Consider the following 26,245-nt stretch of genomic DNA (forward strand, 5'->3'; position numbering starts at 1 on the left):
TTAATAAATAAAATTAAAGCCTCCGATTTTATGTCGGAGGCTTTTTTTATGAAATTGTCCCGTCCTGAAATAGGTTTACACCCAAAGGACCTATTTTATGAAAAAGGAAGAAAGTCAAAGAGTAAGGCGAAGTCAGCGCGATTACACAATGGGCTTTAAATTAGCGGTTGTTGCGATGGTAGAAGAAGGCGAAATGACCTACAAGCAAGCCCAAAAGACATACGGGATTCAAGGCCGCAGCACTGTTTTAGTCTGGCTGAGAAAGCACGGAACCCTTGACTGGAGCAAACCTATGGTACATCTGAAAAGAATGCCAAAATCTAAAGAGACTCCAGCACAAAAGATCAAGCGTCTTGAAAAAGAGCTTCAGGAAGAGAAGATCAAAACTATGCTTCTCAACGAAATGATTGATATTTCTGACAGAGAACTGGGTACTTCCATAAGAAAAAAACTTACCCCCGAGCTGCACGAGGTCTTCAGGAAACAAAGCAAATAAGTTTATCTGCTTGCTGTAGACAGCTCGGGGTGAGTCGGCAATCGATATATCAGGCTGAAAAACGCCATAAGGTACGGGAAAAACAGTTCCAAGAAGTAAAGAAACTTGTTTTGAGTCTGCGGGCCAGAATGCCTCGGCTGGGAACGCGTAAGCTTTATTTTTTATTGCGTGAGAAATTTGTAGCTCGTGGAATCAAGCTTGGACGGGATGCCTTTTTCGCATTATTGCGCAGAGAGCATTTACTGATAAAAACAAGAAAAAATTACACAAAAACTACAAATTCAAAGCATTGGCTCAAAAAACATCCTAATTTATTGAAGGAGTTTAAGCCTCAGTATTCAGAAGAAGTCTTTGTTAGTGATATAACTTACGTAAAAACGTTAAATAAAACATACTATCTATCACTAATTACAGACTCTTTTAGCAGAAAAATTGTAGGTCACAATTTGAGTTCTGATCTTAGTGCCGAAGGGACCGCTAAAGCTTTAGATATGGCTATCAAAAACCGAAAAACGCGAAACAAAACAATCCACCATTCAGATCGTGGATTGCAGTACGCATCGTCCATTTATCAAAACAAGCTCAAGAAAGCCGAAATGGTCCCATCTATGACAGATGGGTATGATTGTTACCAAAATGCGTTAGCTGAACGTATAAATGGAATTTTAAAACAAGAATTTTTGGTGTTTAAATGCACTAGTTTTGATGAGTTAAATTCACTCGTAAAAGAGTCTATTGAAATATATAATTCTGAACGTCCTCATCTTAGTTTGAAAATGAAAACACCGAACCAAATACATAAACAGGGCTGTGGGGGTACCCCCACAGCCCTGTAGTAAACCAATTAACCGTCAATCTATTTTAGGACGGCTCAAATTAAGCCACTGAAGCTAAAAATACCGGCGCGGTTCGATGCAAAATATAAATTAAGAAAGAATTTATGTTATTTCTCTGCTTTTGAGTTGTATGAATTTTTCGGCATTAATTAGTAAATAGTTGAAAGAGTGCCTGTTCTGCCGAATTTCTGTGCCGATAAGACGTAGATAAAGTTTTAGAAATCGGTTACAAGACGTCAGCAATTTTTGAAAAACTGCTGTGTATTCCATGCTGGAACCGGATTTCGGTTCAGTCTAATTGGTGTGTTTATTTTGTCGCAATAAAGAAGGAATTAATATGTTCGGTATCGGTTCTACAGAACTTATCGTAATTTTGGTTGTAGCTTTGATCCTCATTGGACCCCAGAAGCTCCCGGAACTTATCAAAAATCTTGGTAAAGGTCTTTCTGAAGTAAAGAAAATGTCCAATGATGTGAAGTCCACTCTTGACGCTGAGATTTCCGCTGCTGACGAAGAACGCAAGCAGAAGGAAGATCTTGCACGCGAAGCTGCACGCAAAAAGGCTGAAGAAGAAGCCATGGAAAAAGCACGGCAGGCTGAAGCTGAAAAGCAGCAGGACGTAGAGGAAAAACAGCCGACAGCGGATGAAACCGAAGAAGTTGCTGAAGCACCTAAGACCGAGAGCGAGAAAGCATGAGTTCAGCGAAGAAAGATTCGCGTGAAGTAGGGCAGGACAACTCTGAAGAAAAGAAAGCTGAAGAGTCTGTTTCAGAATCCCTGAATCCTGAACAGGAAACAGGCGAAGATTCTGAGTCCGAAGCCGCATTACCAGTTGAAAAGAGTGCAGGCGGTGTTGACCTGCATGAAGAAGCGGCTGATGCGGAAGGTGAAGACGAAGAGGAGCTTGATGAAGAAGAAGCTCCTATGACTTTTCTTGAGCATCTGGAGGAGCTGCGCCGCCGTTTTGTCAGGATCATGATCGCTTGCGGTATAGGCTTCTTGGCTTGCTATTCTTTTGCCAAGCCGCTTTTCTCTTTGCTTATGGCTCCGCTTGTTGCGGTTTTGCCTCCCGATTCTACTTTGATCTTTACCTCCCTGCCGGAAGGTTTTGTTACTTATCTGAAAGTAGCTGGTGTAGCCGGTGTTTTTGCTGTCTCTCCGTATATATTTACTCAGATCTGGGGCTTTATCGCTCCCGGACTTTATGAGCATGAGCGCAAGTGGATGATTCCCTTGGCATTTTTGTCCGCATTTTTCTTTGTGGGCGGTGCCTTGTTCGGGTATTATGTGGTATTCCCTTTCGGGTGTGAATTTTTCATGGGCTTTGCCGATGAATTCATCAAACCGATGCCTACTTTGCGTGAATATTTAGGATTTTCGCTTAAATTGCTTTTTGCTTTTGGGCTTATATTTGAGCTGCCCCTGTTTATTTTCTTTCTTGCCAGATTGGGAGTGGTCACAGCCGAGGGGCTGCGCAGCAAACGGAAATACGCCATTCTGGTTTGTTTTATCTGCTCCGCAATTTTGACCCCGCCGGATGTCATGACTCAGACTTTGATGGCCGGTCCGTTGATTTTATTGTATGAAATAGGTATCTGGGTCTCTTACTTTTTCGGTAAGCGCGGTGGCATAAATTTGAAAAAAGCTGAATCTGAAAATGGTGGACCCGATGATTCCGGTCCTGATGGTTCCGGTCCCGGCGGTGGTTCTTCTGATGAACCTGCTGCTGAGGAGCAGCCGGAAGCAGAACAGTCCGAGTCAGAAAAAGACGGCGCTGACAACAAAAAGAATTCTAAGACTGAAAAAAAGTCCAAGCCTGAGGACTCCGGCTACGACGAAGATTTGATTGAAATGTAATGGCCGAAAATACGGCTGATTTATAAGAGAGGTTGGTTTTGTCTCAGAGATCCGCATCAATTACCCGTAGCACCAAGGAAACTGATATCGCCTTGAAACTGGATATCGATGGTGAGGGCCTTACCTCTATCGATACCGGAGTAGGGTTTGCCGATCACATGCTTACCCTGATGAGTTTCTGGGCCGGCTTTGATCTGGACCTTAAATGCAAAGGCGACCTTGAAATTGATTCGCACCATACGCTTGAAGATATCGCTCTCGTGCTAGGACAGGCCCTGTCCGAAAGCATGGGGGATAAAAAAGGTATAAACCGTATCGGCTTTGCTAAAGTGCCGATGGATGAAGCTCTGGTGGAGGTTGTAATTGACCTTTCAGGGCGGGCCTATCTTGTGTATGATGATGACATCCTGCCCCCGATTATTGCCGGGGATGAACGGGATGTCTGGCGTGAATTTTTCAAGTCACTGGCTTTCAAGGCCGGTATGAACCTGCACATCAAGTTTGAATACGGACGTAACGGACACCACCTTCTCGAAGGGGCGTTCAAAGCTCTTGGCCTTGCCTTCCGCAATGCTCTTTCCGTTGAACGACAGGGTGTTTCCAGTACTAAAGGGAGTCTCGACTGATGAAACGGCTTTTCCCTCTCCTAATTCTTTGTGTTTTTGCCCTTACCACCTTTAGCGGGTGCGTAAGTAAGAGCGAGATTATTAAACTGCCGCGTCCTTCCGGTAAGATCGCCGTCGCAGGATTCACCAACCCGGTCTTTAACTGGGAGTTACTTGCAGGATATCTGCCGCAGGAAGGAAGACCTATCAAGAAGGATATCCTCCAGAAACTGGACGATAAAATGGTTCAGGTGCTTAGCAAGCACGGCGTTACCGCTTTTGCGCGTCCCGCGATTACCCGTCAGTGTCAGGAAATTGAAGTTTTTGAAAATCTCGGAGGTCGTCGCGAGGCCGCTTTTGCTTATTGGGTTAAGGTCGGCAAGTGTATGAGTGCCGATTATATTTTGGTTCCGCAGATTCTTTTCTGGCAGGACCTTCGCGGCATGCAGAAGGCTGATTTCAATATCCAGCCCGCATCTGTAATTATTGATCTGTATCTTATTGATGTTAACAACAGGCGTATTGTTAGAAGATTCCATTTTGATGAAACTCAGCAGACTCTTATGGAGAACGTGCTGGAAGCCGATACCTTCTTTAAACGTGGCGGCAAATGGGTTACCGCAATGGATCTTTCTGACGAGGCCCTTGAGACCGGACTTATGGAGCTTGGTTTATGATAGTTTTTCCCGCCGTGGACATTAAAGATGGCGTTTGTGTGCGTCTTTCTCAGGGACAGGCAGATGCCGTCACCGTATTTTCCAGTGATCCTGTTGCTCAGGCAAAGTACTGGGAAAATCAGGGCGCAAGGTATTTACACGTAGTTGACCTTGACGGTGCTTTTAGCGGAATGCCTACAAATTTTAATCTCATTAAGGATATTTGTAGTCAGCTCAGCATTCCGGTGCAGCTTGGCGGTGGAATCCGCGATATTGAAACAGCGATCAAATATTTTGAAGCGGGAGTACGACGTCTCATCATCGGCACTATGGCCCTTGAAGATGAGGAAACTTTTGCTAAGCTCTGTGCGCAGTTTCCCGGACAGGTAGGTGTTTCACTTGATGCGGTTAACGGTCAATTGAAGTCCCGCGGATGGGTGGAGGATGCAGGAATCTCTGTGTTCGATATCTTGCCGCGAGTAGAAGCTGCCGGTGCCGCCTTCATCATCTATACCGACATCAGCCGCGACGGAATGCAGACCGGTGTAAACGTAATGGCCCTTTCTGAGCTCTGCTCAAAGACCAAGCTTCCTGTTATCGCAGCAGGCGGAGTAGCGACTCTTGAGGATGTAATTAATCTTCATCCTTTGGTCTCTAAAGGTCTTGAGGGCGCTGTTTCTGGTCAGGCTATCTACACCGGAACGCTCAATTTTGCAGAAGCCATTGAATGGATTGAAAATAATTAATTGATGGGCTTTGTGTTTTTGCTTGAACTATTTTAACTCCGGCGGGTGGAAGATTTTCAGCTTCCCTGTCAGAGACACTAATCATAGGAGACAGTTCAATGAAAAAAGTAGAAGTTAAAGGTATGAGCTGCATGCACTGCGTAAATTCCGTTGAGAAGGCTCTGAGCTCTGTTGAAGGCGTTACTGATGTCAAGGTCAGCCTTGACGATGCATGCGCTACCTATGAAGAAACTACCCCGGTTGATGATGCCAAGATTAAGGAAATCATAACCAAAATTGGTTTTGAGGCCGGCGAAGTTAAGTAATTATTAGTTGTAATAGAATTATGCAGAAAGCCCCGTACTTTTAAGTGCGGGGCTTTTTTCTTAAAAGTCATCTGGCAATTCATAATCTTTTTTCTCCGGTACATAACAATAAACACAGCGATTTTTCTGAACAAAAAGGCGGGCCAGGATCATTCCGGCCACAAAACCGCCGACATGAGCGGCCCATGCTACCTTTTGCGTTCCTGCACCAAAATGGTCTGCTACACCTGTAAAAATCTGGAGAATGAACCAGAGTCCTAAAAAAAGTGAGGCTGGAATCTTAAAGAAAAAGGGGATGATGATAACCGGGAAGAGTGTCAGCACCTGACCGTGCGGATAAAGAAGCATATATGCTCCCATAATTCCGGCTACAGCTCCGGAGGCGCCTATTACAGGAGCACTGGCTGACGGATTGATAGCCATCTGTATACCTATCGCGATGAGGCCGCAGACCAGATAGAACACGATAAATCTTCCGTGCCCCATGGCATCCTCGATATTATCCGCGAAAATCCAGAGCATCCACATATTTAAGATAATATGCAGCCAGCCGCTGTGCAGAAACATGTAGGAGAAAAACGGCAGGATCAGAGCGTCTGGGTAGCCTGAAGCCACTGCCCATTCCGGATGGAAAAATCTGGCCGGGACTACTCCAAGCAAATGAAAAAGCGCAAGCCGTCCCTGGGGAGTAAGTAGTTGCTCGAAGATGAAAACCGCGATGTTTAAAATTATTATCCCTCGCAAAACATAGGGTGTTGTCAAGCAGGGAACATTATCACGGATGGGGATCATGGCGCGGCCTCTGTTTCTGTAGGTGGAAGATATTCAGGTATATAATTAATACTAGCAGAAAATGCGGGGGATCTCCATGGCGGCTGCTCCGAAAAAAACGACCCCCGCTGCAAGAGCAACGGGGGCGTGACGAGATTGAGTTGGTAGGTAAACTTAGGAAACTCACTCCCAAAACCTAATGCCGAAAGCGGGGATGGACCTTTCGTAGAATTCTCTTATGTAAAATGGATTTGCATCCTAACATTTAATATGTGTTCATTCTTCCGACTACGGTCCTGACCACTCGCTTCAGGTCTCACTTATAAAATAACACCTGGGGCGGGTAAGTCAATACTTACTTACTATAAAAACCTAGTTTTCATCGCGGGTGAATTGTTTCTGAAGGTAGTCCTCGAATGCATTTTCCCTGCTCTTGCGCAATGTAGCCAGAACATCGAGAACACGTACTGTTTCTGATTCAAGCTTAGACATATCTCCGTCATTTTCAATAACGGCTGTGCAGCAGTCCAGCTTGGATTTCTCGTCCCATTGCCACGAATCAAAGACAGCCAGAATCTCGGGGCTGATTCCGCGTTTTTCACGTAATTGACCGGTTCTCTTCTCTTCAGGACAACGCACTCCAATTACAGCATCTACCTGTTTTTGAGTGTGCCATCCGGCTTCAAGCAGTAGAGGGACTTCCGCTATGGCCAGAGGCTCGTCGCAATGTAGTTTGAAGAATTCCTGTACATCATGCTGCACTATGGGATGAATGATGTTCATGACTTCGCGCCGCAGGTCTTGGTTTTCACGCATGGCGGTAAAAAGAGATTTTTTATCGATGTCTCCTGTTTCAGGATCTATAAATTTGTTGCCGAATCTCTGACGGATCATTTCCCATCCTGTGCCTTCTTTTTCATACGAGCGGGCTACGGATATATCAGCGCTGAAGGTGGGAATCCCCATTTTTGCCATGATTTTGAGTACCGCAGATTTTCCGCCGCAGGGCATGCCTATCAGTCCGACCCTTTGTACAGACTTATTAAGCTCCTTGAGCATGGAAATAAAATCTGCCGGCGGGGTTTGGGAGAAGCTGAGTTCTTCACCTGATTTGGGATGCGTGAAGGCTAATGAGTAAGCGTGCAGCATTTGTCGCTTTGCCAGCTTTGCGAGTCTGGGCTGCTCCTGTTCCCAGACGGCGTGCTGCTGGGAACCGTAAACCTGATCGCCTACAAGAGGGTGTCCGATGTGAGCCATATGGACTCTTATCTGATGGGTGCGTCCGGTAAAAATCTTTACTTTGACGAGGCTTGCACGCTTTGAAGGATCGCTCCAGAGAGTTTCATAAGCAGAGCGTGCGTGGCGTCCTCCCTTGAGAACGACGGCCATCTTGGTCTTATGCACCGGATGTCTTCCCATGGGTACATCAATTTCACCGAAACCGCGTTCCGGAACGCCGTGCACAATTGCCAGATATTCTTTGTTCACCTCGCGGTCTGCAAATGCCGCGGACATCGTCAGACGATTATGCTCATTAAGTGCTACCGCAATGAGGCCGGAGGTGTATTTATCCAGCCTGTGTACAATTCCCGGTCGCCATTCATCCATGTTGCGAATTTCCGGAAAGTGATGGATGAGGCGGTGAACCAGTGTGCCGGTAAGGCAGCTCGGGGCAGGATGGGTGGTCAGTCCGTCCGGTTTATTGACAATTGCGATCTCTCCATCATTAAATATGATTTCCAGCGGCAGGGCTTCGGGAAGCAGAGAAGTTAATTCAGCTTCCCCTTTGAGAGTAAGCTCTTCATTCCCCATGAGTTTGCGGTTCGGTTTTTTGCACACTTCACCGTTGATTTCCGCAAAACCAGCCTTGATCCAATCCTTAATCTTACCGCGAGAAATACCTTCCTCTTCCAGCAAGGCGCCCCAGAATTTGTCCAAGCGGTTGTTGCGATCTGAAAATCCAGCTGATTTTGTCCAAAAAAGCTGGTTCTCATTTTCTTGAAAATCTTCGTTATTAGACATGTAATTTATTCCGTATTGAGTTATATTTGGTTTCAGTCATTGGAGCAGCTTTTTAATTTCCAGTAATATCTAACGGATATGTTTTAACTGGTAAATAATTGTTTTTTTGTCTTGACTGTCAAAGCTGTGTCTTATAGAAACACGAAGTTTTGACTTTTCTGGTTTTATAACAAATAACATGGGATCAAGGAGGCACCGTGGCGGTACATGTGGTAGACCATCCTTTGGTAAGACACAAGCTCGGCATTCTCCGTGAAAACGGCATCAGCACCAGTCGTTTTCGCGCTCTGGCTCAGGAAATTTCCAGGCTGCTCACTTATGAAGCAACCAAAGACCTCGCAACCGAACCTAAAACCATTGAAGGTTGGGCCGGTGCTGTTGAGGTTGAGGAAATCAAGGGTAAAAAAATAACCGTAGTTCCTATTCTCAGGGCCGGCCTCGGTATGATGGACGGTGTTCTGGACATGGTTCCGGGAGCCCGGGTCAGCGTTGTCGGCTTTTACCGTAACGAAGAAACTTTGCAGCCTGTCGAGTATTACGTCAAGCTTGCAAGTAATATTGATGAACGCATTGCGTTGATTCTTGACCCCATGCTCGCTACCGGCGGAACCCTTTTGGCTACTATCGAACTTCTCAAGAAGGCCGGTTGTACTAATATTAAAGGTTTGTTCCTCGTTGCAGCCCCTGAAGGGATTGAGAAAATCGTCAATGAACACCCTGATGTGGACATCTACACAGCGGCTATCGACGAAAAACTTAATGATGTTGGATATATTCTTCCCGGTCTCGGAGACGCGGGCGATAAAATATTCGGCACCAAGTAAATGTTTTTAAAGGCACCAGAAACGGTGCCTTTTTTTTGGAAAAATTTTACGGAGATTTTTAATGAGCATATCCAGTACTGACTACAACTTCAGGGCAAAAGATTTTATCCTCGGAGCCCAGATGCTTTTCGTCGCATTTGGCGCACTTGTTCTTGTCCCACTTCTTACCGGTCTTGATCCTAACGTGGCTCTTTTCACCGCCGGTGCCGGTACACTCTTATTCCAGGTTATTACCAAGGGTAAAATTCCTGTATTCTTAGCGTCTTCTTTCGCATTCATTGCCCCCATTATCTACGGAGTGCAGACCTGGGGCATCCCGTCTACACTTTGCGGGCTTGCGGCGGCAGGTCTTTTTTATGTTTTCCTGAGTTTTCTTATCCGCTGGCGCGGCAGTGATGTTCTGAGAAAGGTTCTGCCCCCGGTTGTAACCGGTCCGGTTATCATGGTTATCGGTCTCATTCTTGCCCCGGTAGCGGTGTTCATGGCTGTGGGTAAAACCGGTGACGGTTCTGCTGTTTTGGTACCCGAGAAAACCGCGCTGATTATTTCCATGGTCTCTCTTGCGGTAACTGTGGCGGTTTCGCTGCTTGGTAAGGGCTGGCTCAAGCTTATTCCCATTATCTGTGGTATTGCTGCCGGTTACACCGTTTCCCTGTTTCTCGGACTGGTTCATTTTGAAGCAGTTGCGGCCGCACCGTGGATTTCGGTACCTAATTTCACTTTTCCCGAATGGAATCTTGAAGCGATTATGTTCATTGTCCCGGTAGCCATCGCTCCGGCAATTGAACATTTCGGCGACGTTCTTGCTATCAGCTCCGTTGCGAATAAGGATTACGTAAAGGATCCCGGTATTCAGAATACCATGCTTGGTGACGGTCTGGCCACTTCGCTTGCTGCTTTTCTCGGTGGACCTCCGAATACCACTTACTCTGAAGTTACCGGCGCAGTTGCTCTGATCAAGGTTTTCAACCCGGCCATTATGACTTGGGCTGCGATTGTTGCCATGGCTCTTGCTTTCTGCGGTAAAGTAGGAGCATTTCTTGCCACAATCCCGGTCCCGGTAATGGGCGGCATCATGGTTCTGCTTTTCGGTGCCATTATGGTAGTGGGTATGAATACCCTCGTTCGTGCAGGTGAAGATCTTATGGAAGCACGTAACCTCGCTATCGTAGCTCTGATTGTAATTTTCGGTGTCGGCGGTATGTCGCTGCCCACTCCGTTCGGTGATGAGTTCAGGCTTGGCGGAATCGGCCTTGCCGGTGTACTTGGTGTCTTTCTGAACCTTGTGCTGCCTCAGCCGAAAAAAGAAGAATAGCAATAAACCGGAACTTTCCGGTATTGTATATGTAGACTTGTGAGAGACTTGTCCGGAGGCCCGTCGGGGGTGTCCGGGCATTTCTCTTTTTTTACTTGCTGGGCCAAGGTCTGCTCTGTAGTTTGTATGGGTGACGTAGTTTCATAGTTGCTATACTATGGCAGTTAAAAAAATATTTGCGGAGAATGGAATGGACGCGGGACTTAAATTTCCTGAACTGAATGTTCAGACGGCAGGGCGTAAAGTTGCCGTAGCGGTCAGCGGCGGGGCGGATAGTCTGCTATCGCTTGTGCTGCTAAAAGAAAGCGGGGCGGATATCGCGGCGGTCCACGGTTGTTTTCTTGGAATGGAAAAAGCCGAAGCAGCTGTCGCCGGACTGGAAAAAAGATGCTCTGAGCTTAATGTTCCGCTGCATGTTTTTGACCTTACTGCTGAGTTCGATCGCTTGGTGGTGGAGCCATTTGTACAGGAATATCTTAAGGGCAACACCCCAAATCCCTGCGCTCTCTGCAATCCTGAAATCAAGTTCGGTGTGCTTTACAGCGCCATGCGCGAACTGGGATCGGAATTACTCGGAACCGGCCATTACGTGCGCATTGCCGAAGACTCGCGGTATGGAAAGGTTCTGGCCAGAGGCGCCGATCAAGGTAAAGATCAAAGCTATTTTCTTTCTCTCGTTCCCCGTGAATCCTTATTGAACGCAGTTTTTCCCCTTGGTGGCCACAGCAAGGATCAGACCTATGCCGAGCTGGAAAAAAGGGGCGTGGAAATTCCTTTACCTTCGGAAAGTCAGGAGATTTGTTTTGTTCCTGATGATGATTACCGCCAGTTTCTGGTTGACCGTAATGTTAAGCTGCCTGGTCCCGGTGAGGCTGTGCTGACAAATGGGAGTAAGGTCGGTCTTCACAAGGGCCTGTGGCGTTATACCCAGGGACAGCGGCGCGGGCTCGGTATTGCGTGGAAGGCCCCGTTGTATGTTTTAGATAAGGATATGAAAGGCAATCGGCTTATCGTCGGTCCTCGCGAGGAGCTTGAGTCCGAGGGTTGCGTTGCCGACAGTTTTAATTTTCTCGTCGATTTCGGGGACTGGCCGGAAACGGTTTTTATCCAGACCCGCTATCGGCAGCGGTCAAAGCCGGCTAAGGCCGTTCTGGACGGCAGCCGAATGAAATTTGATTTTATCGAGACGCATTCTCGGCCCACCCCGGGGCAAATTGTGGCTGTATACACAGAAGAGGGAGCCGTGCTAGGCGGTGGGATTATCCGGGAGTAATCACGTAAATTGTGAATTTTGTATTCACTTATGAAATAAAAGTTTAATAACGAACTTATTGCTCGGTTTCGGTTTTAGCTAAAGGCTGGGTGAGTGTTCAGTATATTTTCAAGTGATTTCAGACCGGTTGAGACCATGATTTTCATAAAGTTTGATACCAATATATAAAAAAAAGTAATTCACGGGTTGACCTTTGCAAAACAGGGGAGTATTTCTCTTTTTCAGAAAGCGGCTGTATCTGTGTTCGCTTTTGAATATTAAAATCCGAATGGATTTAGTTTAACCCAAAAAAATAATACGATTCTACTGGAAATTTCTTCAGAATCAGTTTAAGAAGTTTTTCATGGCAAAGGAAAAGAAATTACCGAAGCACAAGGGCGTATACATTCTGCCCAACCTTCTCACCGTGTCGAGTCTGTTTTGCGGATTCCTCGCGATGAATTGGGTTGTGGAAGGTGCATACGAGATGAGTGCTATAGCCATTCTGGTGAGCTGTCTTTTTGACGGGCTCGACGGAAAAGTGGCTCGGTTGACCGGAACCAGCAGTGAATTCGGCGTTCAGCTCGATTCCTTGGCTGATATGGTCGCCTTCGGTGTTACTCCTGCGTTCATGATTTATCACTGGCAACTGCACCAGTTTGGAAGATTGGGCATGCTGGCGGCTTTTCTGTTAATGGCCTGCGGCTCGCTCAGGCTTGCCCGTTTCAATGTGCAGGCAGGAACCACCTCTAAAGCTCATTTCATCGGTCTGCCCATCCCTGCGGCAGGTTGTACTCTTTCCAGCTTGATCCTGTTTGCCCCTTACCTCCCTGAAAGTATTGCACATAGTGTACTCCCCGTGTTCACTCTGGTGCTTGTATATTGCCTCGCATTTCTGATGGTGAGTACTGTTCGTTACAATTCTTTTAAAGAAATGGGAATGTTCAAAGCTCATCCTTTCAGTTCCATGGTTACTGTTATTGCGCTTTTTACCATGGTTGCCTCTCAGCCCAAATTTTTGGGTTTCGTGATTTTTGCCGGATACATTATTTCCGGTCCTATTTATACCATTTTCATTCTATCCCGCAGAAGCAATAAGCTACTAGGAAAGTCCTCCAAAGAATTGTCTTAAGCTTTTTCAGGTAGTTACTTAACTACATCACGAATAGGCTTATAAGGTACCACAATTTTTTAGGGGACGGTAAATTCTACGCTAGCTTGAACTGTTTCACTGTTGTATTCCCCAAAATTGTTATAAACTGCAAACGTTTGGTCTTGCAGCTTTATTTAGGAGATAGAAAAATGTCTGATAAAGTTTATATTTTCGATACTACTTTGCGTGATGGCGAACAGTCACCCGGTGCAACCATGAACATGGGTGAAAAAATCACCATGGCAAGACAGTTGGATAAACTCGGCGTTGACATCATCGAAGCCGGATTTCCCGCTGCAAGTCAGGGTGACTTTGAAGCTGTGACTGAGATCGCTAAATCTGTGGGTGACATTCAGGTTGCAGGACTTTGCCGGGCCTTGATACCGGATATCGATCGTGCCTTTGAAGCAGTCAAACATGCCAAGAATCCACGTATCCATACCTTTGTAGCTACTTCCGATATCCATATGAAACACAAGTTCAATAAGGAACCGGAAGAGATTATTGAAATGGCCCGCAAGGCTGTGCGCCACGCTGTCTCGTTAACTCCTAATGTCGAATTTTCCGCTGAAGACGCATCCCGGTCCCGCTGGGATTTTCTCGCACAGGTTGTCGAAGTAGCTATCGCTGAAGGGGCGACCACCATCAACATTCCCGATACAGTCGGATACGCTCAGCCGGAAGAATTCGGTAACTTGATCAAATACTTGATTAAAGAAGTCCCCAATAGTGATAAAGCAATTTTCAGCGTACATTGCCATAATGACCTCGGACTGGCTTGCGCCAACACTCTGGCTGCCATTAAAGCCGGTGCGCGTCAGGCTGAAGTAACACTTTCCGGTATTGGAGAGCGTGCCGGTAACGCCGCCCTGGAAGAAGTGATCATGGCCCTGCATACTCGCAAGGATTATTATGATGTTGAAACTTCCGTCATAACTGAAGAGTTGTTTCCTTCATGTCGCCGTCTGGCAAACACCATCGGGCAGCCTATTTCGCCATACAAGGCAATCGTAGGGGCCAACGCATTTGCCCATGAGTCCGGCATCCATCAGGACGGCATGCTCAAGAACCGCCAGACTTACGAGATTATGACTCCGGAATCTATCGGCAAGAAAGGAACCTCTATTGTTATCGGTAAACATTCCGGCCGTAACGCACTGGGCTCAAAGCTCAGCGAAATGGGATATGAGTTGGATGAAGAGCAGATTGCACGGGTTTTTGCCGCTATAAAAACTCTGGCTGATAAAAAAGAAGAAATTTTTGATGAGGACGTTGAAGCTCTGGTTCTTGAAGAGGCTTACCGTATTCATGACTTGTTCCGGGTAAAAGAACTTTCCGTTTTTTCCGGGACAGCCGGTGTTTCCCCGCATGCAGCTATCGTACTGGAAGATTTCAGTAAGGATAGCGAGAATCCAATAAGAATGCAGGAAGTGGGTTTCGGCGATGGTCCTATCAACGCGGTCTTTTCAACCATTAATAAAATGGTCGGCAGAGAACCTAAATTGGAACTTTATTCCGTAAACGCAGTTACCGGCGGTACTGACGCGCAGGGTGCGGTTACGGTTCATATTACCGATAACGGTGTAAAATCAATTGGGCGCGGTTCTGACGAAGACATTATCGTCGCCAGTGCCAAAGCCTATGTTAACGCTATTAACAGGGTTGAACGCATGAAACAGGAGAAAAATAATGCCTAAAACTTTAGCTGAGAAAATTTTACAGGCTCATACCGAAGAAACTGTGAAAGAGCCGGGCCAGATTGTCCGCTGCAATGTTTCAATGGTACTGGCCAACGACATTACCGCCCCTCTCGCCATTAAATCTTTTAAGGCAATGGGCGCGGATCAGGTTTTTGATAAGGATAAAGTAGCCCTTGTCTGTGACCATTTTACCCCCAACAAGGACATTGATTCCGCTGAGCAGGTCAAGGTTGTACGTGATTTCGCTCATGAAAAAAATATCACCCACTATTATGAAGGTGGCGAAGTAGGCGTAGAGCACGCTCTTCTGCCGGAGCTTGGTTTGGTCGGTCCTTCCGATATCGTTATCGGAGCTGATTCGCATACCTGTACTTATGGCGGTCTTGGAGCATTCGCAACCGGAATGGGGTCCACAGATATCGCAGGCGGTATGGCACTGGGCGAAACATGGTTTAAAGTTCCTCCGACCATCAAAGTTGAAATCGACGGTACCCCCGGTAAATTTATCGGTGCTAAAGATTACATCCTTAATCTTATCGGCACCATCGGCGTTTCCGGAGCACTTTATAAGGCTCTCGAATTCAGTGGTTCCGTTGTAGATGATCTTTCTATTGAAGGCCGCATGACTATTGCCAATATGGCTATCGAAGCTGGCGGTAAAGTCGGTCTGTTCCCTGTCGATGCCAAGACCCTCGAATACTGCAAGGCCGCTGGACGTACCGGTGATGTAGAATTACGTGCCGATGAAGGCGCTAATTACGAGCGTGTAGTCAAGATTGATGTGACCGGCATGAAACCGCAGATTGCCTGCCCGCACCTCCCTGACAATGTTAAGCCTGTTGATGAAGTGAAAGATATGAAGATTCATCAGGCGGTCATCGGTTCCTGTACCAATGGACGTATAGAAGATCTGCGTATTGCAGCTTCCGTTCTCAAAGGCCATAAGGCTGATAAGAATGTGCGTCTCATCGTTCTGCCTGCCACCCCGAGTATCTGGAAACAGGCTCTGCGTGAAGGACTTATCGAAATTTTTATGGAATCCGGAGCCATCGTCGGTCCCGCAACCTGCGGTCCCTGTCTCGGCGGTCACATGGGAATCCTCGCCGGCGGTGAAAGAGCTATCGCCACCACTAACCGCAACTTCAAGGGACGTATGGGCAGCCTCCAAAGTGAGGTCTTCCTCTCCAGCCCCGCAGTTGCAGCAGCTTCCGCTATTACCGGTATTATTACTGATCCCGAAGCTCTTTAATTTTATGCGCTTACGCGCTTTTAATGAAAGATTTAGCCTTCGGCGGCTTAAGCCCTTTGAAAGGGGTTAGGAATCCCAAACTTATTTTGTAGGGTTTCGCCGACAGGTTCAAGAAGTTGTACGGAATTTATAATTTGAGTTTCTAGTGGGAAGCAATTCTTTCCAAGGAGAATTAACATATGTCTATTAAAGGTACTGCACACAGAGTCGGGGCGCATATTGATACTGACGCGATCATCCCGGCACGTTTTCTGGTAACTACCGATCCTGATGAGCTTGGCGCCAATTGCATGGAAGGTCTCGAAGCCGGTTGGATCAAGCGCGTTAAGAAAAATGATATCATGGTTGCGGATGTGAACTTCGGTTGCGGCTCTTCCCGTGAACACGCGCCTATTTCCATTCTTGGTGCCGGAATTCCTGTTGTTGTCGCGAAAAGTTTTGCCCGTATTTTCTATCGCAACGGTTTCAACATGGGCCTCATTCTTCTTGAAGTGGGCGATGATTTTGAGAAACTGGGCGATGGCGATCAGCTTGAAGTTGATGCTGAAAAGGGTGAAATCAAGAATCTCACCACCGGCGAAACCATTACCTGCGCTCCGGTTCCCCCGTTTATGAAGGGAATTCTCGACTGCGGCGGACTGGTTGAATACGTGAAAGCCCGTCTTTCCAAATAGTAAATATATTTATGTTTGTTAGGTCGTGCCTAGCACGGCCTAATCGTTCAAGCTGTCGAAGCCATATTAAATTGTTTGGAATTCTTAGACCTTTTCCAAAGGGTTTAAGGGTCCCGGCAGGGTCGCAAGGCATCTTAATTATAAGGCGCAATAGCGCGGTAAATGAATAGGAATTTTAAAATGAAAATATGCGTAATGCCCGGTGATGGTATCGGGCCTGAAATCATGGAACAAGGCATCAAGGTCTTGAATGTTATCGGCGAAAAATTCGGTCACAAATTCGAAATCACCGAAGCTTTGATCGGTGGTGCTGCCATCGATGCGACCGGTGTTCCGCTTCCTGATGAAACCGTTAAGGCATGTAAAGAGTCCGACGCAGTTCTGCTTGGTGCTGTAGGTGGACCCAAATGGGATACCATTGACCCTGCCATACGTCCTGAAAAGGGTCTGCTTGGTATTCGTAAAGAGCTTTCCCTTTTTGCCAACCTACGTCCTGCTGCATTATTTCCTCAGCTTAAGGATGCAAGTATCCTGCGTCCTGATATTGTTGCAAAGGGCATCGATATCATGGTCGTGCGTGAGTTGACCGGTGGTATTTACTTTGGTGAACCTCGCGGTACCAAGGAAGAAAACGGCGAGCGCATGGGTTACAACACCATGGTTTACTATGAGCATGAAGTAAAACGCATCGCCAAAGTGGCTTTTGAAGCAGCACAGAAGCGCAATAAAAAACTTTGTTCTGTTGATAAAGCTAACGTTTTGGACGTTTCCCGCGTTTGGCGTGAAATTGTGATCGAAGTATCCAAGGATTATCCTGATGTGGAACTCAGCCACATGTACGTCGATAACGCCGCTATGCAGCTTGTGCGTGATCCTTCCCAGTTCGATGTAATTGTGACCGGCAACCTTTTCGGCGACATCCTTTCCGATGAAGCTTCTGTTATCACCGGTTCTATCGGTATGCTTCCTTCCGCATCTCTGGGCGCATCCAATCCCGGTTTGTACGAGCCTATCCATGGTTCCGCTCCGGACATTGCTGGAGAAAACAAGGCCAACCCGCTGGCCACGATTCTTTCCATCGCTATGATGCTGCGCTATTCATTCAATATGACTGAAGAAGCAGATTGCATTGAAGCAGCTGTTGAAAAGCCTCTGTCCGATGGTCTGCGGACAGGCGATATCATGGATGAAGGTGGTAAACTGGTAAGCTGCACCGAAATGGGTGAAGCTGTACTTAAGAATTTGTAAAATGTTTCGGCGTGTAGGGAAGGGTGAATTCTTGTAAGAGTTTTCCCTTCCCTACACGCTATCTCCTTCAGAACATTTTAATTTGTTTAGTACATAGTTATTTAGGCTGTCTTCGATTCATAGACAGTTATATTTTTGAGCAGCTGACCTCTTGAGGTCGGGCTGCTTTATTATTTGGTTGCAGCTAAATATACAGATGACCAACTTTTATTGTATTCTTTTTACTATGATTAAATTTAAAACTAAACGGCTTGTTTTACGTGGCTGGCAACCAAGTGATTACGCTCCTTTTGCCCGTATTAATGCAGATCAAGAAGTGATGAAATACTTTCCAACACCGCTTTCTGAAGTAGAAAGTAATGCCAATGCTGAAATAATAAGTAGTTTGATTGATAAGCGAGGTTGGGGATTCTGGGCTGTCGAAATACCGGCTATTTCTTCGTTCATCGGTTTTGTAGGCTTGCATATTCCAGCTGTAAAACTGCCATTTTCGCCGTGTGTTGAGATTGGCTGGCGACTTGATAAAGAGTTTTGGGGACATGGTTATGCCACTGAGGCAGCTAATTTTGCCTTGGAATACGGATTCACTGAGCTTGACCTGAATGAGATTGTTTCCTTTACTGCCACGCAAAATAAAGCGTCACAAGCAGTAATGGAAAGAATCGGTATGAGTCGTGATAGTGAAACCTTTGAGCATCCGTCGATCCCTGTGGGTAATCCTTTACGCGAGCATTTTCTTTATCGATTAGAGAAGGCCGCATGGATCAAAATGCAGAGCTCATAATTATCCCAAAATATGTATTTAGGCTCGTTTTGCGCCAAGTGACTTTGGTTATATTTATTAATAAAATGATAATTAGCTGTATTTATTGTACTGATTTTTTTGGCCTCCTTTGTGCAATATTCAATGAAAAGAATAATTAATTTCAAATAAGGAGGCGATTATGCTTATCGCAGTAAGTGCTAATAATTCAAATGCAGATAGTCAGCTCGACCCTCGTTTCGGCAGGGCCGCCGGGTTTATGATTTTTAACTCTGAAACTAATGATTTTCATTACATTGATAACAACGGGAACAGCCAGTTGGCTCAGGGGGCCGGTATACAGACGGCTCAGTTGCTCGCGGAGATGGGTGTAGGCGCGGTTATTTCCGGTACTTTCGGACCTAAGGCAGAAGCTGCTTTGCAAAAGGGTGGAATTCAGATGATAACATCTTCAGGTACTGTGCGAGCGGCTGTAGAGGCATTTCTAGGTAAAGACTCTACCGCTACTGTCGATCCCGCAGCAGACACCCAGCAGTCTCAAATGGGAGAAGGACCTGGTACGAGTGGTGGGTGCCGACGTGCTGGCGGAGCCGGTCGTGGAATGGGCGGTGGCGGTCGCGGAATGGGCGGCGGCGGTCGCGGAACTGGCGGTGGCGGTCGTGGAATGGGCGGCGGTGGTCGCGGAACTGGCGGCGGCGGTCATGGAACGGGCGGCGGTGGTCGCGGAATGGGCGGCGGCGGTCGTGGAACGGGCGGCGGAGGTCGCGGAATGGGCGGCAATTCTTGAGCATTAATTAAGTGCAGCGAGAAATAGATAATGACTAAAATCGGCATGATTCGGTGTGAAAAGAATGAAAGCAAATGTCCTTTGACCAATTGCATCAAGTCTCTTGATCAGACCATACAGGGTTTTAACACATATGATGAATGCACGCTGACCGGTATATTCACTTGTCGTTGTCCCGGTGATAATTTCACGGATCTTGTTAAGATTTTAAAATCCAAGGGCGCTGAAACTGTACATGTTGTTACTTGTTCTTTTTCTAAAAAAGAAAAAGACGGGTGGATATTCGGTAATGGGTTTTGCGAAAAGATTGATGATTTGGCAGAGAAAGCAGCATCGGAAGCAGGCATACCGGTGACTAAAGGAACTGCCCATTTGCCTAAGGGGTACGTCCCGGACGTATTTAAGTAGTTTCGTACCCAGTAAACAGAAAATCCCCGTACGGTAGTAACCGCACGGGGATTTTAAATTGTATAGCTGAAGCGGTTTAAATAAGACCGCTTTTTTTGAGCTGAGCTTCCAGCTTTGCCTTGTTGTCATCCATGAGCGGGACAAGTGGCAGCCTGAAGGATGTCTCGAATTTACCCATCATGCCCATTGCTGTTTTTACCGGGATGGGGTTGGTCTCAAGAAACATAGCTCTGTTCAGAGGTTGCATTTTAAAATGCAGTTCCTGAGCTTTTTTCATGTCGCCGGCCTTGAAAGCCGCGCACAGATCAGCCATCATGGCTGGTACAATATTGGACACAACGGAAATAACTCCATGTCCGCCCAGAGAGAGCAGGGGGAGTACTGTGAAGTCGTCACCGGAAAGTACGGTAAATCCTTCAGGGCACTGCTCAATCAAATCAGAAACCTGACCGAGATTTGCCGTGGCTTCTTTGACTCCGATTACATCAGGTACTTCATTGGCAATCATGGCAATGGTTTCAGGCAGGGCGTTGAGACCTGTTCTGCCTGGTACATTGTAGAGGATGTACGGCATTGAAGCATCTTCGGAAAGGGCTTTAAAGTGCGCCAGCAAGCCTGCCGGAGTGGGTTTATTGTAGTAAGGTGTGATTTGGAGTGTGGCGTCCGCACCTGCCTGTTTAGCAAGCTTTGTCAGGTTTACGGCTTCTTTAGTGTTGTTTGAACCCGCACCGGCAATGACAGGGACACGTCCCTTGGCTTGCTCGACACAGATTCTAATAACCTTCCCTTGTTCTTCATGGGTCATTGTTGCCGCTTCGCCGGTTGTTCCGCAGGGGACAAGTCCGTCGATTCCTTCTTCAATCTGCCACTCGATCAGTTCGCGGTAAGCATCCTGATCAATCTCTCCGTCTTTGAACGGAGTGACCAGAGCAGTGAATGCTCCTTGAAAAATCATCGTTTAAGCCTCCAAATTTAATTTACTTATGGTCCGAAATGCCATCAAGCAGCTTCACGGTGTCAGGGTCCTCGTGGAGTTTTTCCGTCAAGGTCTGCAGGAACCATTTTACGTTTTGACCGGATGACCATTTAAAATTATCTGATCGCACGGGCCATTCGTAAATGTCTATCCTGTTAACCGCTTTTCCTGTCGGGTAGCTGCGTACCCACAAAGTCTTATCCTTAAAGTTAAGACTTCCGGACATTCCCGGTCCGTCACCGCTCCCGAGAAGAATATCCGGGGGAGCCTCGCCAATGACCGGGTTGGCGAGAAATTTTTTCTCCCTGAAGTAGCCCCATGAACTCATGGCGATAACGAGATCTGCCTTTTCTCTTTGTTCATTGATCAGTTTGGCGCATTTATCAATGAGGTCCGGAGAAAGTTCGTAGGAACCTTTTTCAAGGAAAGGAAGAACAATTATCGCCACCTTCTTGCCATTGCTAAGAGGCTTGGTAATAACCTGTGCTTCCGAGTTGCTGATCCAGTTTTTCGGAATCCCAGTGGGGGTATTTTGTAGAAAACTGAATTCAGCAGGGCTAAGAATTCCTAAATCATAATTGTCGATTTGGAAAGCTTGTGCCAGCGCATTTCGTTTTTTATTGGAAACTTTATCGCCTGAAGTCGGCAAAAATTCATAAGCACCGCCGATAATCAGGACGTCGTGTTTCTGTGCTGTCCTTAAATCCTGAAAATAACCGGCCCGCCGGGCCAGTCCGCCAATGGTCTTGTGTCCTCAGGTAGGGCAGGGGTTAACAGTCCCGAAGGTGTTGGCTGTATTTGCAATAGACAACAGTACATCCTTGCCAGCATAGGCCATGGAGGTTCCCATGCTGGCAAGGAAAATTAATGCAAAAATAAGAAATCGCATTAAGCGTTCAAATATTCTTTAAGCTCTTTACCTGGACGGAAAAAGGGCAGTTTTTTAGGGGTCACGTCTACTACGTCCCCTGTTTTAGGATTACGTCCGGTATACCCTTTGTATCCTTTCATCTTGAAACTACCGAATCCTCGAATTTCAACTCTGTCGCCGCGAACAAGCGCTTCTTTAATTGAATCGACAAATGCGTCAACAATTTCAGCAGATTCATCCACATGGAGACCTTTCTCTTCCGCAAGACTCTTAATCAGTTCGCTTTTGTTCATGTCCTCTCCCAAATCGTGTTGAGTGTGACAAGGCAGTGTTTAGCCATTACTAGTTCAAGCATGCCGAAAAGTTACCCTTTTCGTCAAGCATAATCAGTCCGCCAATGTCGGAAATTTTTTTATGACAGGTTTTTCACTCAGTTTGCCCATATTTTCCATTCTGATTTTTTGAATTTTAACCGCAATATTTAGAATATCACGGCTGGCTTCGGATTTAGGTGCAAACTTAATAAAAGGAATCTGTCGCCTTACAGCTTCTGTTACTGTCGGATCATAGCGTACATAGCCCATATTTTTCAACTTAATATTAAGAAATTTTTCGCAGGCCATATTCAGGCGATCAAAAGTTGAACGAGCCTCTTTTTCGTTTGAAGCCTGGTTTACTATTACGTTGAAATCACTAACATTATGCTGAGAGTGCAAAACTTTAATCAGAGCGTAGCTATCCGTTAGCGAGGTCGGTTCCGGGGTAATGACTACAATTCTCATCTGGGTCATTGACGCAAAAGACATCACCGTTCCGTTTATTCCGGCACCGAGATCAAGTACCAGATACTGATAACCGCCAACCAGTTTGGTTATTTTGCTGAAGAGTAATTCCTGCATATCGTCGTCCATTTCCACCAGCTCTGGTACGCCGGAGGCTGCGGGCAGTATATCGAATTTTTTGCCCTTTTCGATTGGAATTACAATGTCAGACGGCTTTGCTCCGCTGGTAAGAAGATCCTGCATATTCGTTTCCGGGGAAATACCGAGCAGAACGTCGAGGTTTGCCAGCCCGAGGTCGCAGTCCATAAGCAGCAGGCTGTTTCCGCCTGCGTTCAGGGCGTAGGAAAGATTAAGGGAAAGGTTGGTTTTTCCCACTCCGCCCTTACCGCTCATGATAGCAAGGCTTAGTGTTTTATTGGCATTGATCATGTTTTATCCTTTCCTTTAGTTTCCCGTGAATAAGAACTTTTTTTCATCGGCGTGAACAAGTGTTTCCTTGGTCACTGATTCAAAATCAATAATATCAGCTGTTTTGACTTGATCTTTGCCGGATTCTTTTGCTTCATAAAGAGCTTTGTCCGCTTTGTCGATCAATTGGTGCATTTCGATATCCACCATGCCTTTAAAGCAGGACACTCCGGCGGAGCATGTTACTGAAAATTTATCTTTGGAGCCTGGTACCTTAAAGTTCAGGTCACGAACTTTTCCGAGCAGCCTTTCCAGCAGTTGCTGGGATTTTACCAGTCCTACTCCTGCAAAAATGATGGCAAATTCTTCCCCGCCTATGCGGGCCACAAGATCATAACGGCGTGAGTTCCGGGCCAGTAGATCCGCAAAGTCGATCAGTACTTCGTCGCCTTTGAGATGCCCCCATTTATCATTGATCTGTTTGAAATTATCCAGATCCAGTATGGCAAGGCTGACCGGGGTTTTATTCCGTCGGGTTCGTTCGATCTCCTGATCAAGTGTTCGCTCGAAGACCCTGCGGTTTGACAGACCGGTCAGTGGATCGTGGTCGGTCTTGTAGGAAAGTTCCTGCAGCACAGTTTGGACATGAAAGAGGTGTGGCGTTGTGTTACTATCTAAAGGTATAGTCAGCCAATCATTCAAGCCGTGTTGTTTCGCAAGTATTTCCCACGCCTCCAGAGTCATGCCCGGGCAAAGACGCATTACGGCCAGCCCGTCCTGAGACTCCTCTGGGTGGCATACGTTATTCGTTGTGCAGAATTTGTCCCGCACTGAAATAAGTTCTTCCAGAAGGCTGGATTCATTTTCAGCGATGTACTCAGCGTTCATTTTCTCCGCCGTATGCATTAAGCATGTATTTTCTGATCAGACCGTCGAGCTCACCGTCAAGAACCGCTTCAACGTTGCCATCTTCGGCTCCGCAGCGATGGTCTTTAACCAGTCGGTAGGGTTGCAGAGTATATGTTCTGATCTGACTGCCGAATCCAATGGAATCTTTGGTGGCGTAATCAGCTCTTTTGCTTTCTTCCTGACGCTTAAGTTCCTGCTCGTAAAGGCGTGACTTAAGAACCTTCATGGCGGTTTCTTTGTTCTTCAGCTGAGATTTTTCATTCTGGCACTGAACAACGATATTTGTGGGCAGGTGGGTTATGCGCACCGCGGAGTTGGTCTTGTTGACATGCTGTCCACCGGGACCGCTGGCCCGGAAGACATCGATCCGCAAGTCTTCGTCTTTAACCTCAATTTCAATGTCTTGAGAAATTTCAGGATATACATCCACAGAGGCAAATGAAGTATGTCTTCTGCCGGAAGCATCAAAAGGGGATATCCTTATCAGGCGGTGAATACCTGCTTCGCCCTTCAGAAATCCGTATGCGTAAAGCCCTTCAATGCGCAGAGTTACGCTTTTGATACCTGCTTCGTCATCTGGCTGGTAGTCGAGGTAGCTGGCTTTCCAGCCTCGTTTGTCTGTCCAGCGCAGATACATTCTCAGCAGCATTTCCGCCCAGTCCTGCGACTCGATTCCGCCTGCTCCGGGATGGATTTCCAGAATGGCAGTGCTTTTATCTTCAGGATTGGCAAGCAGAGCTGCCAGTTCGGTCTGTTCTACAAGGGCTGCGAGCTTTTCAATATTTTCGGAGAGGGCCTCAAGGATTTCCTGATCCTGCTCTTCCGAAGCCATCATCAGCCATTCTTCTACATCATTTTTACTGGATGAAAGGGCCGTGTACGATGACACTTTCTCTTCGAGCATTGATTTCTCACGCAGGACCGGGGTAAGTGCATCCGGCTTATCCCATGCTCCTGGTTTGCTCAGATCATGTTCTATTTCTTCAAGTCTTTCTTTGCTTTGTTCGTGGTCAAAGACGCCCCCAAAGGGATTCATATTTTCCGATACAGTCCAGTGCCTTGGATCTAAGGTCTGAGAGTTGAAGCATGTTCTGTAATTATTCCTTTATATTTATTACCGCCGGAATTTATGCGGCGGTTTATTATTATCCATACTGTGAAAAGCAGGGTCAAAATCAGCGGAGTGCGGGTTACTGTTTTGTAGTTCGCATGATAGAAGGTTTCTCCGCTAAGAAGTGCAGCCTTAGCTACAACTGCCGCGTCAACGAACAATCCCGTTGTTTTGGTGACCCGTCCCAGCGGGTCGATGCATGCGGAGATTCCAGTATTGGTTCCCCTGATCATATATCGCCCTTGTTCTACAGTCCTCATGGTCACAAGGTTGAGATGTTGTAGGGGAGCGGAAGTTTTTCCGTACCATGCGTCATTACTGATGTTTATCAGTATGTTGGCTCCCTTCTCAACTCTTTCCTGCGCCAGTTCCGGGAAAATACCTTCATAACAAATGAGCATACCCATAGCAAGGTCACCGCTTTGCAGCGGTGCTGCGTCTGTTCCGGGTAAAAAATCCCCTGCGCCCTGCACAAGTTTACCCAGCGGGAGGATGCTTTTAAACGGGATATATTCTCCAAAAGGGACCAGATGCGATTTATCGTACCAGTCCATGTATTTTTTATCCGGTGAGATGAGGTAAGCGCGGTTGTATAGTGAGAAATCCCCTTTACTGTGCAGAACGTAGCCGGGGGCTCCGGTCAGGATAGGAGTTTTGGTTTCAGTGGCGAAGTTAATCAGCTCTGTACGCATTATACCGTGGTCTTGCAGGTAGAACGGCATAGCGGTTTCCGGCCAGACGACAATATCAGACTGATCTGTAATCTGTCTGCTGAGATCGAGATATTTTTTAAAGGTTGTATTTTTGTATTCGTCATTCCATTTTTGAGCCTGATTAATGTTGCCCTGAACAAATCCGATGGAAGCTTCGCCGGTCTTTTTGATATTTGTAAACTGTTGTGGGCTGGTACGTACTCCGCCGAGAATTATGATGAATGCTACTACGGCTATCGCCCATATTTTGACGAGATGTGATTTTCTGCAGACCAGAATGGCAGCGGTCACGGATACCAGTAAACCGGAAAGTCCGTAAGCCCCGATGAAAGCGGCGCTCTGTATCCATTCAGGCCTGAAAGCCAGTGCAGATGAAAGAGTCATCCACGGGAAGCCCGTAAACATGGCTCCCTGCGCTGTTTCCATGCTGGTCCATAGTAGTCCGCTGAACAGGCATAGCGCAAAAGGGGACAGAACCCGTACCGCATGACTGAGCATATAGGTATAGAATGCGTAGTATGCGCCGACAAACATACCGATTAAGACAGGGCATGGAATCGCCAGTGCCCACGATAGTCCCCCGTAAACACCTACAGGATATGCAATCCAGTACATGCTGGTAATGGCGGCTAGTGATCCTGCTATCCATCCAGTTTTCATGGCCTTGCGCGGGGACGGTGACGAAAAAGCGATAAGTCCCAGTGCCAGGGGGAATCCGAGAATGGCTGTGGGCAGGTGGAGCAGGGGATTGGCATAACCGATCCCCGCAGAAAGCATAGCAATAATAATGGCGACAGCTGGGTGCATT

Annotated in this window: 27 protein-coding genes; 18 read left to right on the plus strand and 9 right to left on the minus strand. The window is 46.7% G+C overall.

Annotation, left to right across the window (positions count from 1 at the left end):
• The first annotated feature begins 97 nt into the window (after window positions 1–97).
• From ACKU35_RS11725 to ACKU35_RS11755, 7 genes are all read left to right on the plus strand, one after another.
• Window positions 98–1,332, plus strand: a protein-coding gene (locus ACKU35_RS11725) for an IS3 family transposase (RefSeq protein WP_319759405.1) whose coding sequence is annotated in 2 segments (ribosomal slippage) — window positions 98–452 and window positions 452–1,332 — 1,236 coding nt in all. Because the reading frame shifts where the segments join, the coding sequence is not laid out codon by codon here.
• A 337-nt stretch (window positions 1,333–1,669) separates the two neighbouring features.
• On the plus strand, window positions 1,670–2,029 hold the full coding sequence (tatB, locus tag ACKU35_RS11730) for a Sec-independent protein translocase protein TatB (protein ID WP_319759406.1): 360 nt from the start codon (window positions 1,670–1,672) through the stop codon (window positions 2,027–2,029).
• Complete coding sequence (tatC, locus tag ACKU35_RS11735; RefSeq protein WP_319759407.1) at window positions 2,026–3,189, plus strand: twin-arginine translocase subunit TatC; 1,164 nt, start codon at window positions 2,026–2,028, stop codon at window positions 3,187–3,189. Before tatB ends, tatC begins: the two co-directional genes overlap by 4 nt.
• Window positions 3,190–3,227: 38 nt before the next feature.
• Window positions 3,228–3,815, plus strand: a complete 588-nt coding sequence (gene hisB / locus ACKU35_RS11740; protein ID WP_319759408.1) for an imidazoleglycerol-phosphate dehydratase HisB — start codon at window positions 3,228–3,230, stop codon at window positions 3,813–3,815.
• Window positions 3,815–4,471, plus strand: coding sequence for a hypothetical protein (locus ACKU35_RS11745; protein ID WP_319759409.1), 657 nt, complete (start codon window positions 3,815–3,817; stop codon window positions 4,469–4,471). Before hisB ends, ACKU35_RS11745 begins: the two co-directional genes overlap by 1 nt.
• On the plus strand, window positions 4,468–5,196 hold the full coding sequence (gene hisA, locus ACKU35_RS11750; protein ID WP_319759410.1) for a 1-(5-phosphoribosyl)-5-[(5-phosphoribosylamino)methylideneamino]imidazole-4-carboxamide isomerase: 729 nt from the start codon (window positions 4,468–4,470) through the stop codon (window positions 5,194–5,196). The genes ACKU35_RS11745 and hisA overlap by 4 nt, the downstream gene beginning before the upstream one ends.
• A gap of 98 nt (window positions 5,197–5,294) precedes the next feature.
• Entirely contained in the window at window positions 5,295–5,501 is a 207-nt protein-coding gene (locus ACKU35_RS11755; protein WP_319759411.1) for a heavy metal-associated domain-containing protein, read from the plus strand.
• 60 nt (window positions 5,502–5,561) lie between these two features.
• Here the strand turns inward: ACKU35_RS11755 and ACKU35_RS11760 are convergent, their stop codons facing one another.
• Window positions 5,562–6,293, minus strand: a complete 732-nt coding sequence (locus ACKU35_RS11760) for a rhomboid family intramembrane serine protease (RefSeq protein WP_319759412.1) — start codon at window positions 6,291–6,293, stop codon at window positions 5,562–5,564.
• Between the two features lie 351 nt (window positions 6,294–6,644).
• Window positions 6,645–8,294, minus strand: a complete 1,650-nt coding sequence (gene coaE / locus ACKU35_RS11765; RefSeq protein ID WP_319759413.1) for a dephospho-CoA kinase — start codon at window positions 8,292–8,294, stop codon at window positions 6,645–6,647.
• A gap of 197 nt (window positions 8,295–8,491) precedes the next feature.
• Between coaE and upp the strand changes: the two genes are divergently transcribed.
• From upp to ACKU35_RS11820, 11 genes are all read left to right on the plus strand, one after another.
• Window positions 8,492–9,118, plus strand: a complete 627-nt coding sequence (gene upp / locus ACKU35_RS11770; RefSeq protein WP_319759414.1) for a uracil phosphoribosyltransferase — start codon at window positions 8,492–8,494, stop codon at window positions 9,116–9,118.
• Window positions 9,119–9,179: 61 nt separating this feature from the next.
• The gene (locus ACKU35_RS11775; protein WP_319759415.1) at window positions 9,180–10,433 is read left to right on the plus strand and encodes a uracil-xanthine permease family protein; all 1,254 of its coding nucleotides are present in this window, start codon (window positions 9,180–9,182) and stop codon (window positions 10,431–10,433) included.
• A gap of 190 nt (window positions 10,434–10,623) precedes the next feature.
• Window positions 10,624–11,706: a tRNA 2-thiouridine(34) synthase MnmA gene (mnmA, locus tag ACKU35_RS11780; RefSeq protein ID WP_319759416.1), complete on the plus strand. Its 1,083-nt coding sequence runs from the start codon at window positions 10,624–10,626 to the stop codon at window positions 11,704–11,706.
• 343 nt (window positions 11,707–12,049) lie between these two features.
• Window positions 12,050–12,817 carry a CDP-diacylglycerol--serine O-phosphatidyltransferase gene (gene pssA, locus ACKU35_RS11785; protein ID WP_319759417.1) on the plus strand — a complete coding sequence of 256 codons (768 nt, stop codon included), beginning with the start codon at window positions 12,050–12,052 and terminating at the stop codon, window positions 12,815–12,817.
• 170 nt (window positions 12,818–12,987) lie between these two features.
• Entirely contained in the window at window positions 12,988–14,535 is a 1,548-nt protein-coding gene (locus tag ACKU35_RS11790; RefSeq protein ID WP_319759418.1) for a 2-isopropylmalate synthase, read from the plus strand.
• Window positions 14,528–15,787, plus strand: a complete 1,260-nt coding sequence (gene leuC, locus ACKU35_RS11795) for a 3-isopropylmalate dehydratase large subunit (RefSeq protein ID WP_319759419.1) — start codon at window positions 14,528–14,530, stop codon at window positions 15,785–15,787. Before ACKU35_RS11790 ends, leuC begins: the two co-directional genes overlap by 8 nt.
• A 179-nt stretch (window positions 15,788–15,966) precedes the next feature.
• The gene (gene leuD, locus ACKU35_RS11800) at window positions 15,967–16,461 is read left to right on the plus strand and encodes a 3-isopropylmalate dehydratase small subunit (protein ID WP_319759420.1); all 495 of its coding nucleotides are present in this window, start codon (window positions 15,967–15,969) and stop codon (window positions 16,459–16,461) included.
• 180 nt (window positions 16,462–16,641) lie between these two features.
• Entirely contained in the window at window positions 16,642–17,709 is a 1,068-nt protein-coding gene (leuB, locus tag ACKU35_RS11805) for a 3-isopropylmalate dehydrogenase (RefSeq protein ID WP_319759421.1), read from the plus strand.
• 226 nt (window positions 17,710–17,935) lie between these two features.
• Window positions 17,936–18,493 carry a GNAT family N-acetyltransferase gene (locus ACKU35_RS11810; RefSeq protein ID WP_319759422.1) on the plus strand — a complete coding sequence of 186 codons (558 nt, stop codon included), beginning with the start codon at window positions 17,936–17,938 and terminating at the stop codon, window positions 18,491–18,493.
• A gap of 160 nt (window positions 18,494–18,653) precedes the next feature.
• Window positions 18,654–19,259, plus strand: a complete 606-nt coding sequence (locus tag ACKU35_RS11815) for a NifB/NifX family molybdenum-iron cluster-binding protein (protein WP_319759423.1) — start codon at window positions 18,654–18,656, stop codon at window positions 19,257–19,259.
• A 30-nt stretch (window positions 19,260–19,289) separates the two neighbouring features.
• Window positions 19,290–19,667, plus strand: coding sequence for a CGGC domain-containing protein (locus tag ACKU35_RS11820; protein WP_319759424.1), 378 nt, complete (start codon window positions 19,290–19,292; stop codon window positions 19,665–19,667).
• A gap of 76 nt (window positions 19,668–19,743) precedes the next feature.
• Here ACKU35_RS11820 and dapA read toward each other — a convergent pair whose 3' ends face one another.
• From dapA to lnt, 7 genes are all read right to left on the minus strand, one after another.
• Window positions 19,744–20,622 (minus strand): 4-hydroxy-tetrahydrodipicolinate synthase, encoded by an 879-nt coding sequence (gene dapA / locus ACKU35_RS11825; protein ID WP_319759425.1) that lies wholly within the window; start codon window positions 20,620–20,622, stop codon window positions 19,744–19,746.
• 22 nt (window positions 20,623–20,644) lie between these two features.
• On the minus strand, window positions 20,645–21,292 hold the full coding sequence (locus ACKU35_RS11830; protein WP_319759426.1) for a hypothetical protein: 648 nt from the start codon (window positions 21,290–21,292) through the stop codon (window positions 20,645–20,647).
• A 239-nt stretch (window positions 21,293–21,531) separates the two neighbouring features.
• Window positions 21,532–21,843, minus strand: coding sequence for an HU family DNA-binding protein (locus tag ACKU35_RS11835; protein WP_319765397.1), 312 nt, complete (start codon window positions 21,841–21,843; stop codon window positions 21,532–21,534).
• A 57-nt stretch (window positions 21,844–21,900) separates the two neighbouring features.
• A complete protein-coding gene (locus tag ACKU35_RS11840; protein ID WP_319759427.1) occupies window positions 21,901–22,725 on the minus strand; it encodes a MinD/ParA family protein in 825 nt (274 codons plus the stop codon).
• 15 nt (window positions 22,726–22,740) lie between these two features.
• A complete protein-coding gene (locus tag ACKU35_RS11845) occupies window positions 22,741–23,592 on the minus strand; it encodes a GGDEF domain-containing protein (RefSeq protein WP_319759428.1) in 852 nt (283 codons plus the stop codon).
• Window positions 23,582–24,701, minus strand: a protein-coding gene (prfB, locus tag ACKU35_RS11850) for a peptide chain release factor 2 (protein WP_319759429.1) whose coding sequence is annotated in 2 segments (ribosomal slippage) — window positions 23,582–24,625 and window positions 24,627–24,701 — 1,119 coding nt in all. Because the reading frame shifts where the segments join, the coding sequence is not laid out codon by codon here. Before prfB ends, ACKU35_RS11845 begins: the two co-directional genes overlap by 11 nt.
• Window positions 24,679–26,244 (minus strand): apolipoprotein N-acyltransferase, encoded by a 1,566-nt coding sequence (gene lnt / locus ACKU35_RS11855; protein ID WP_319759430.1) that lies wholly within the window; start codon window positions 26,242–26,244, stop codon window positions 24,679–24,681. Before lnt ends, prfB begins: the two co-directional genes overlap by 23 nt.
• Between the last annotated feature and the right edge of the window lies 1 nt (window position 26,245).

Origin of the sequence: Maridesulfovibrio sp., assembly GCF_963676065.1 — a bacterium.
GTDB lineage: Bacteria > Desulfobacterota > Desulfovibrionia > Desulfovibrionales > Desulfovibrionaceae > Maridesulfovibrio.

Bases quoted from the DNA above. Each gene is read 5' to 3' on its own strand.
- ACKU35_RS11815 (WP_319759423.1), top strand. From the start codon at position 18,654: ATGCTTATCGCAGTAAGTGCTAATAATTCAAATGCAGATAGTCAGCTC.
- ACKU35_RS11845 (WP_319759428.1), bottom strand. From the start codon at position 23,592: ATGAACGCTGAGTACATCGCTGAAAATGAATCCAGCCTTCTGGAAGAA.
- ACKU35_RS11755 (WP_319759411.1), top strand. From the start codon at position 5,295: ATGAAAAAAGTAGAAGTTAAAGGTATGAGCTGCATGCACTGCGTAAAT.
- tatB (WP_319759406.1), top strand. From the start codon at position 1,670: ATGTTCGGTATCGGTTCTACAGAACTTATCGTAATTTTGGTTGTAGCT.
- ACKU35_RS11840 (WP_319759427.1), bottom strand. From the start codon at position 22,725: ATGATCAATGCCAATAAAACACTAAGCCTTGCTATCATGAGCGGTAAG.
- lnt (WP_319759430.1), bottom strand. From the start codon at position 26,244: ATGCACCCAGCTGTCGCCATTATTATTGCTATGCTTTCTGCGGGGATC.
- dapA (WP_319759425.1), bottom strand. From the start codon at position 20,622: ATGATTTTTCAAGGAGCATTCACTGCTCTGGTCACTCCGTTCAAAGAC.
- ACKU35_RS11775 (WP_319759415.1), top strand. From the start codon at position 9,180: ATGAGCATATCCAGTACTGACTACAACTTCAGGGCAAAAGATTTTATC.
- ACKU35_RS11820 (WP_319759424.1), top strand. From the start codon at position 19,290: ATGACTAAAATCGGCATGATTCGGTGTGAAAAGAATGAAAGCAAATGT.
- ACKU35_RS11810 (WP_319759422.1), top strand. From the start codon at position 17,936: ATGATTAAATTTAAAACTAAACGGCTTGTTTTACGTGGCTGGCAACCA.
- leuD (WP_319759420.1), top strand. From the start codon at position 15,967: ATGTCTATTAAAGGTACTGCACACAGAGTCGGGGCGCATATTGATACT.
- hisA (WP_319759410.1), top strand. From the start codon at position 4,468: ATGATAGTTTTTCCCGCCGTGGACATTAAAGATGGCGTTTGTGTGCGT.
- ACKU35_RS11790 (WP_319759418.1), top strand. From the start codon at position 12,988: ATGTCTGATAAAGTTTATATTTTCGATACTACTTTGCGTGATGGCGAA.
- ACKU35_RS11760 (WP_319759412.1), bottom strand. From the start codon at position 6,293: ATGATCCCCATCCGTGATAATGTTCCCTGCTTGACAACACCCTATGTT.
- pssA (WP_319759417.1), top strand. From the start codon at position 12,050: ATGGCAAAGGAAAAGAAATTACCGAAGCACAAGGGCGTATACATTCTG.
- ACKU35_RS11745 (WP_319759409.1), top strand. From the start codon at position 3,815: ATGAAACGGCTTTTCCCTCTCCTAATTCTTTGTGTTTTTGCCCTTACC.
- mnmA (WP_319759416.1), top strand. From the start codon at position 10,624: ATGGACGCGGGACTTAAATTTCCTGAACTGAATGTTCAGACGGCAGGG.
- leuB (WP_319759421.1), top strand. From the start codon at position 16,642: ATGAAAATATGCGTAATGCCCGGTGATGGTATCGGGCCTGAAATCATG.
- tatC (WP_319759407.1), top strand. From the start codon at position 2,026: ATGAGTTCAGCGAAGAAAGATTCGCGTGAAGTAGGGCAGGACAACTCT.
- coaE (WP_319759413.1), bottom strand. From the start codon at position 8,294: ATGTCTAATAACGAAGATTTTCAAGAAAATGAGAACCAGCTTTTTTGG.
- leuC (WP_319759419.1), top strand. From the start codon at position 14,528: ATGCCTAAAACTTTAGCTGAGAAAATTTTACAGGCTCATACCGAAGAA.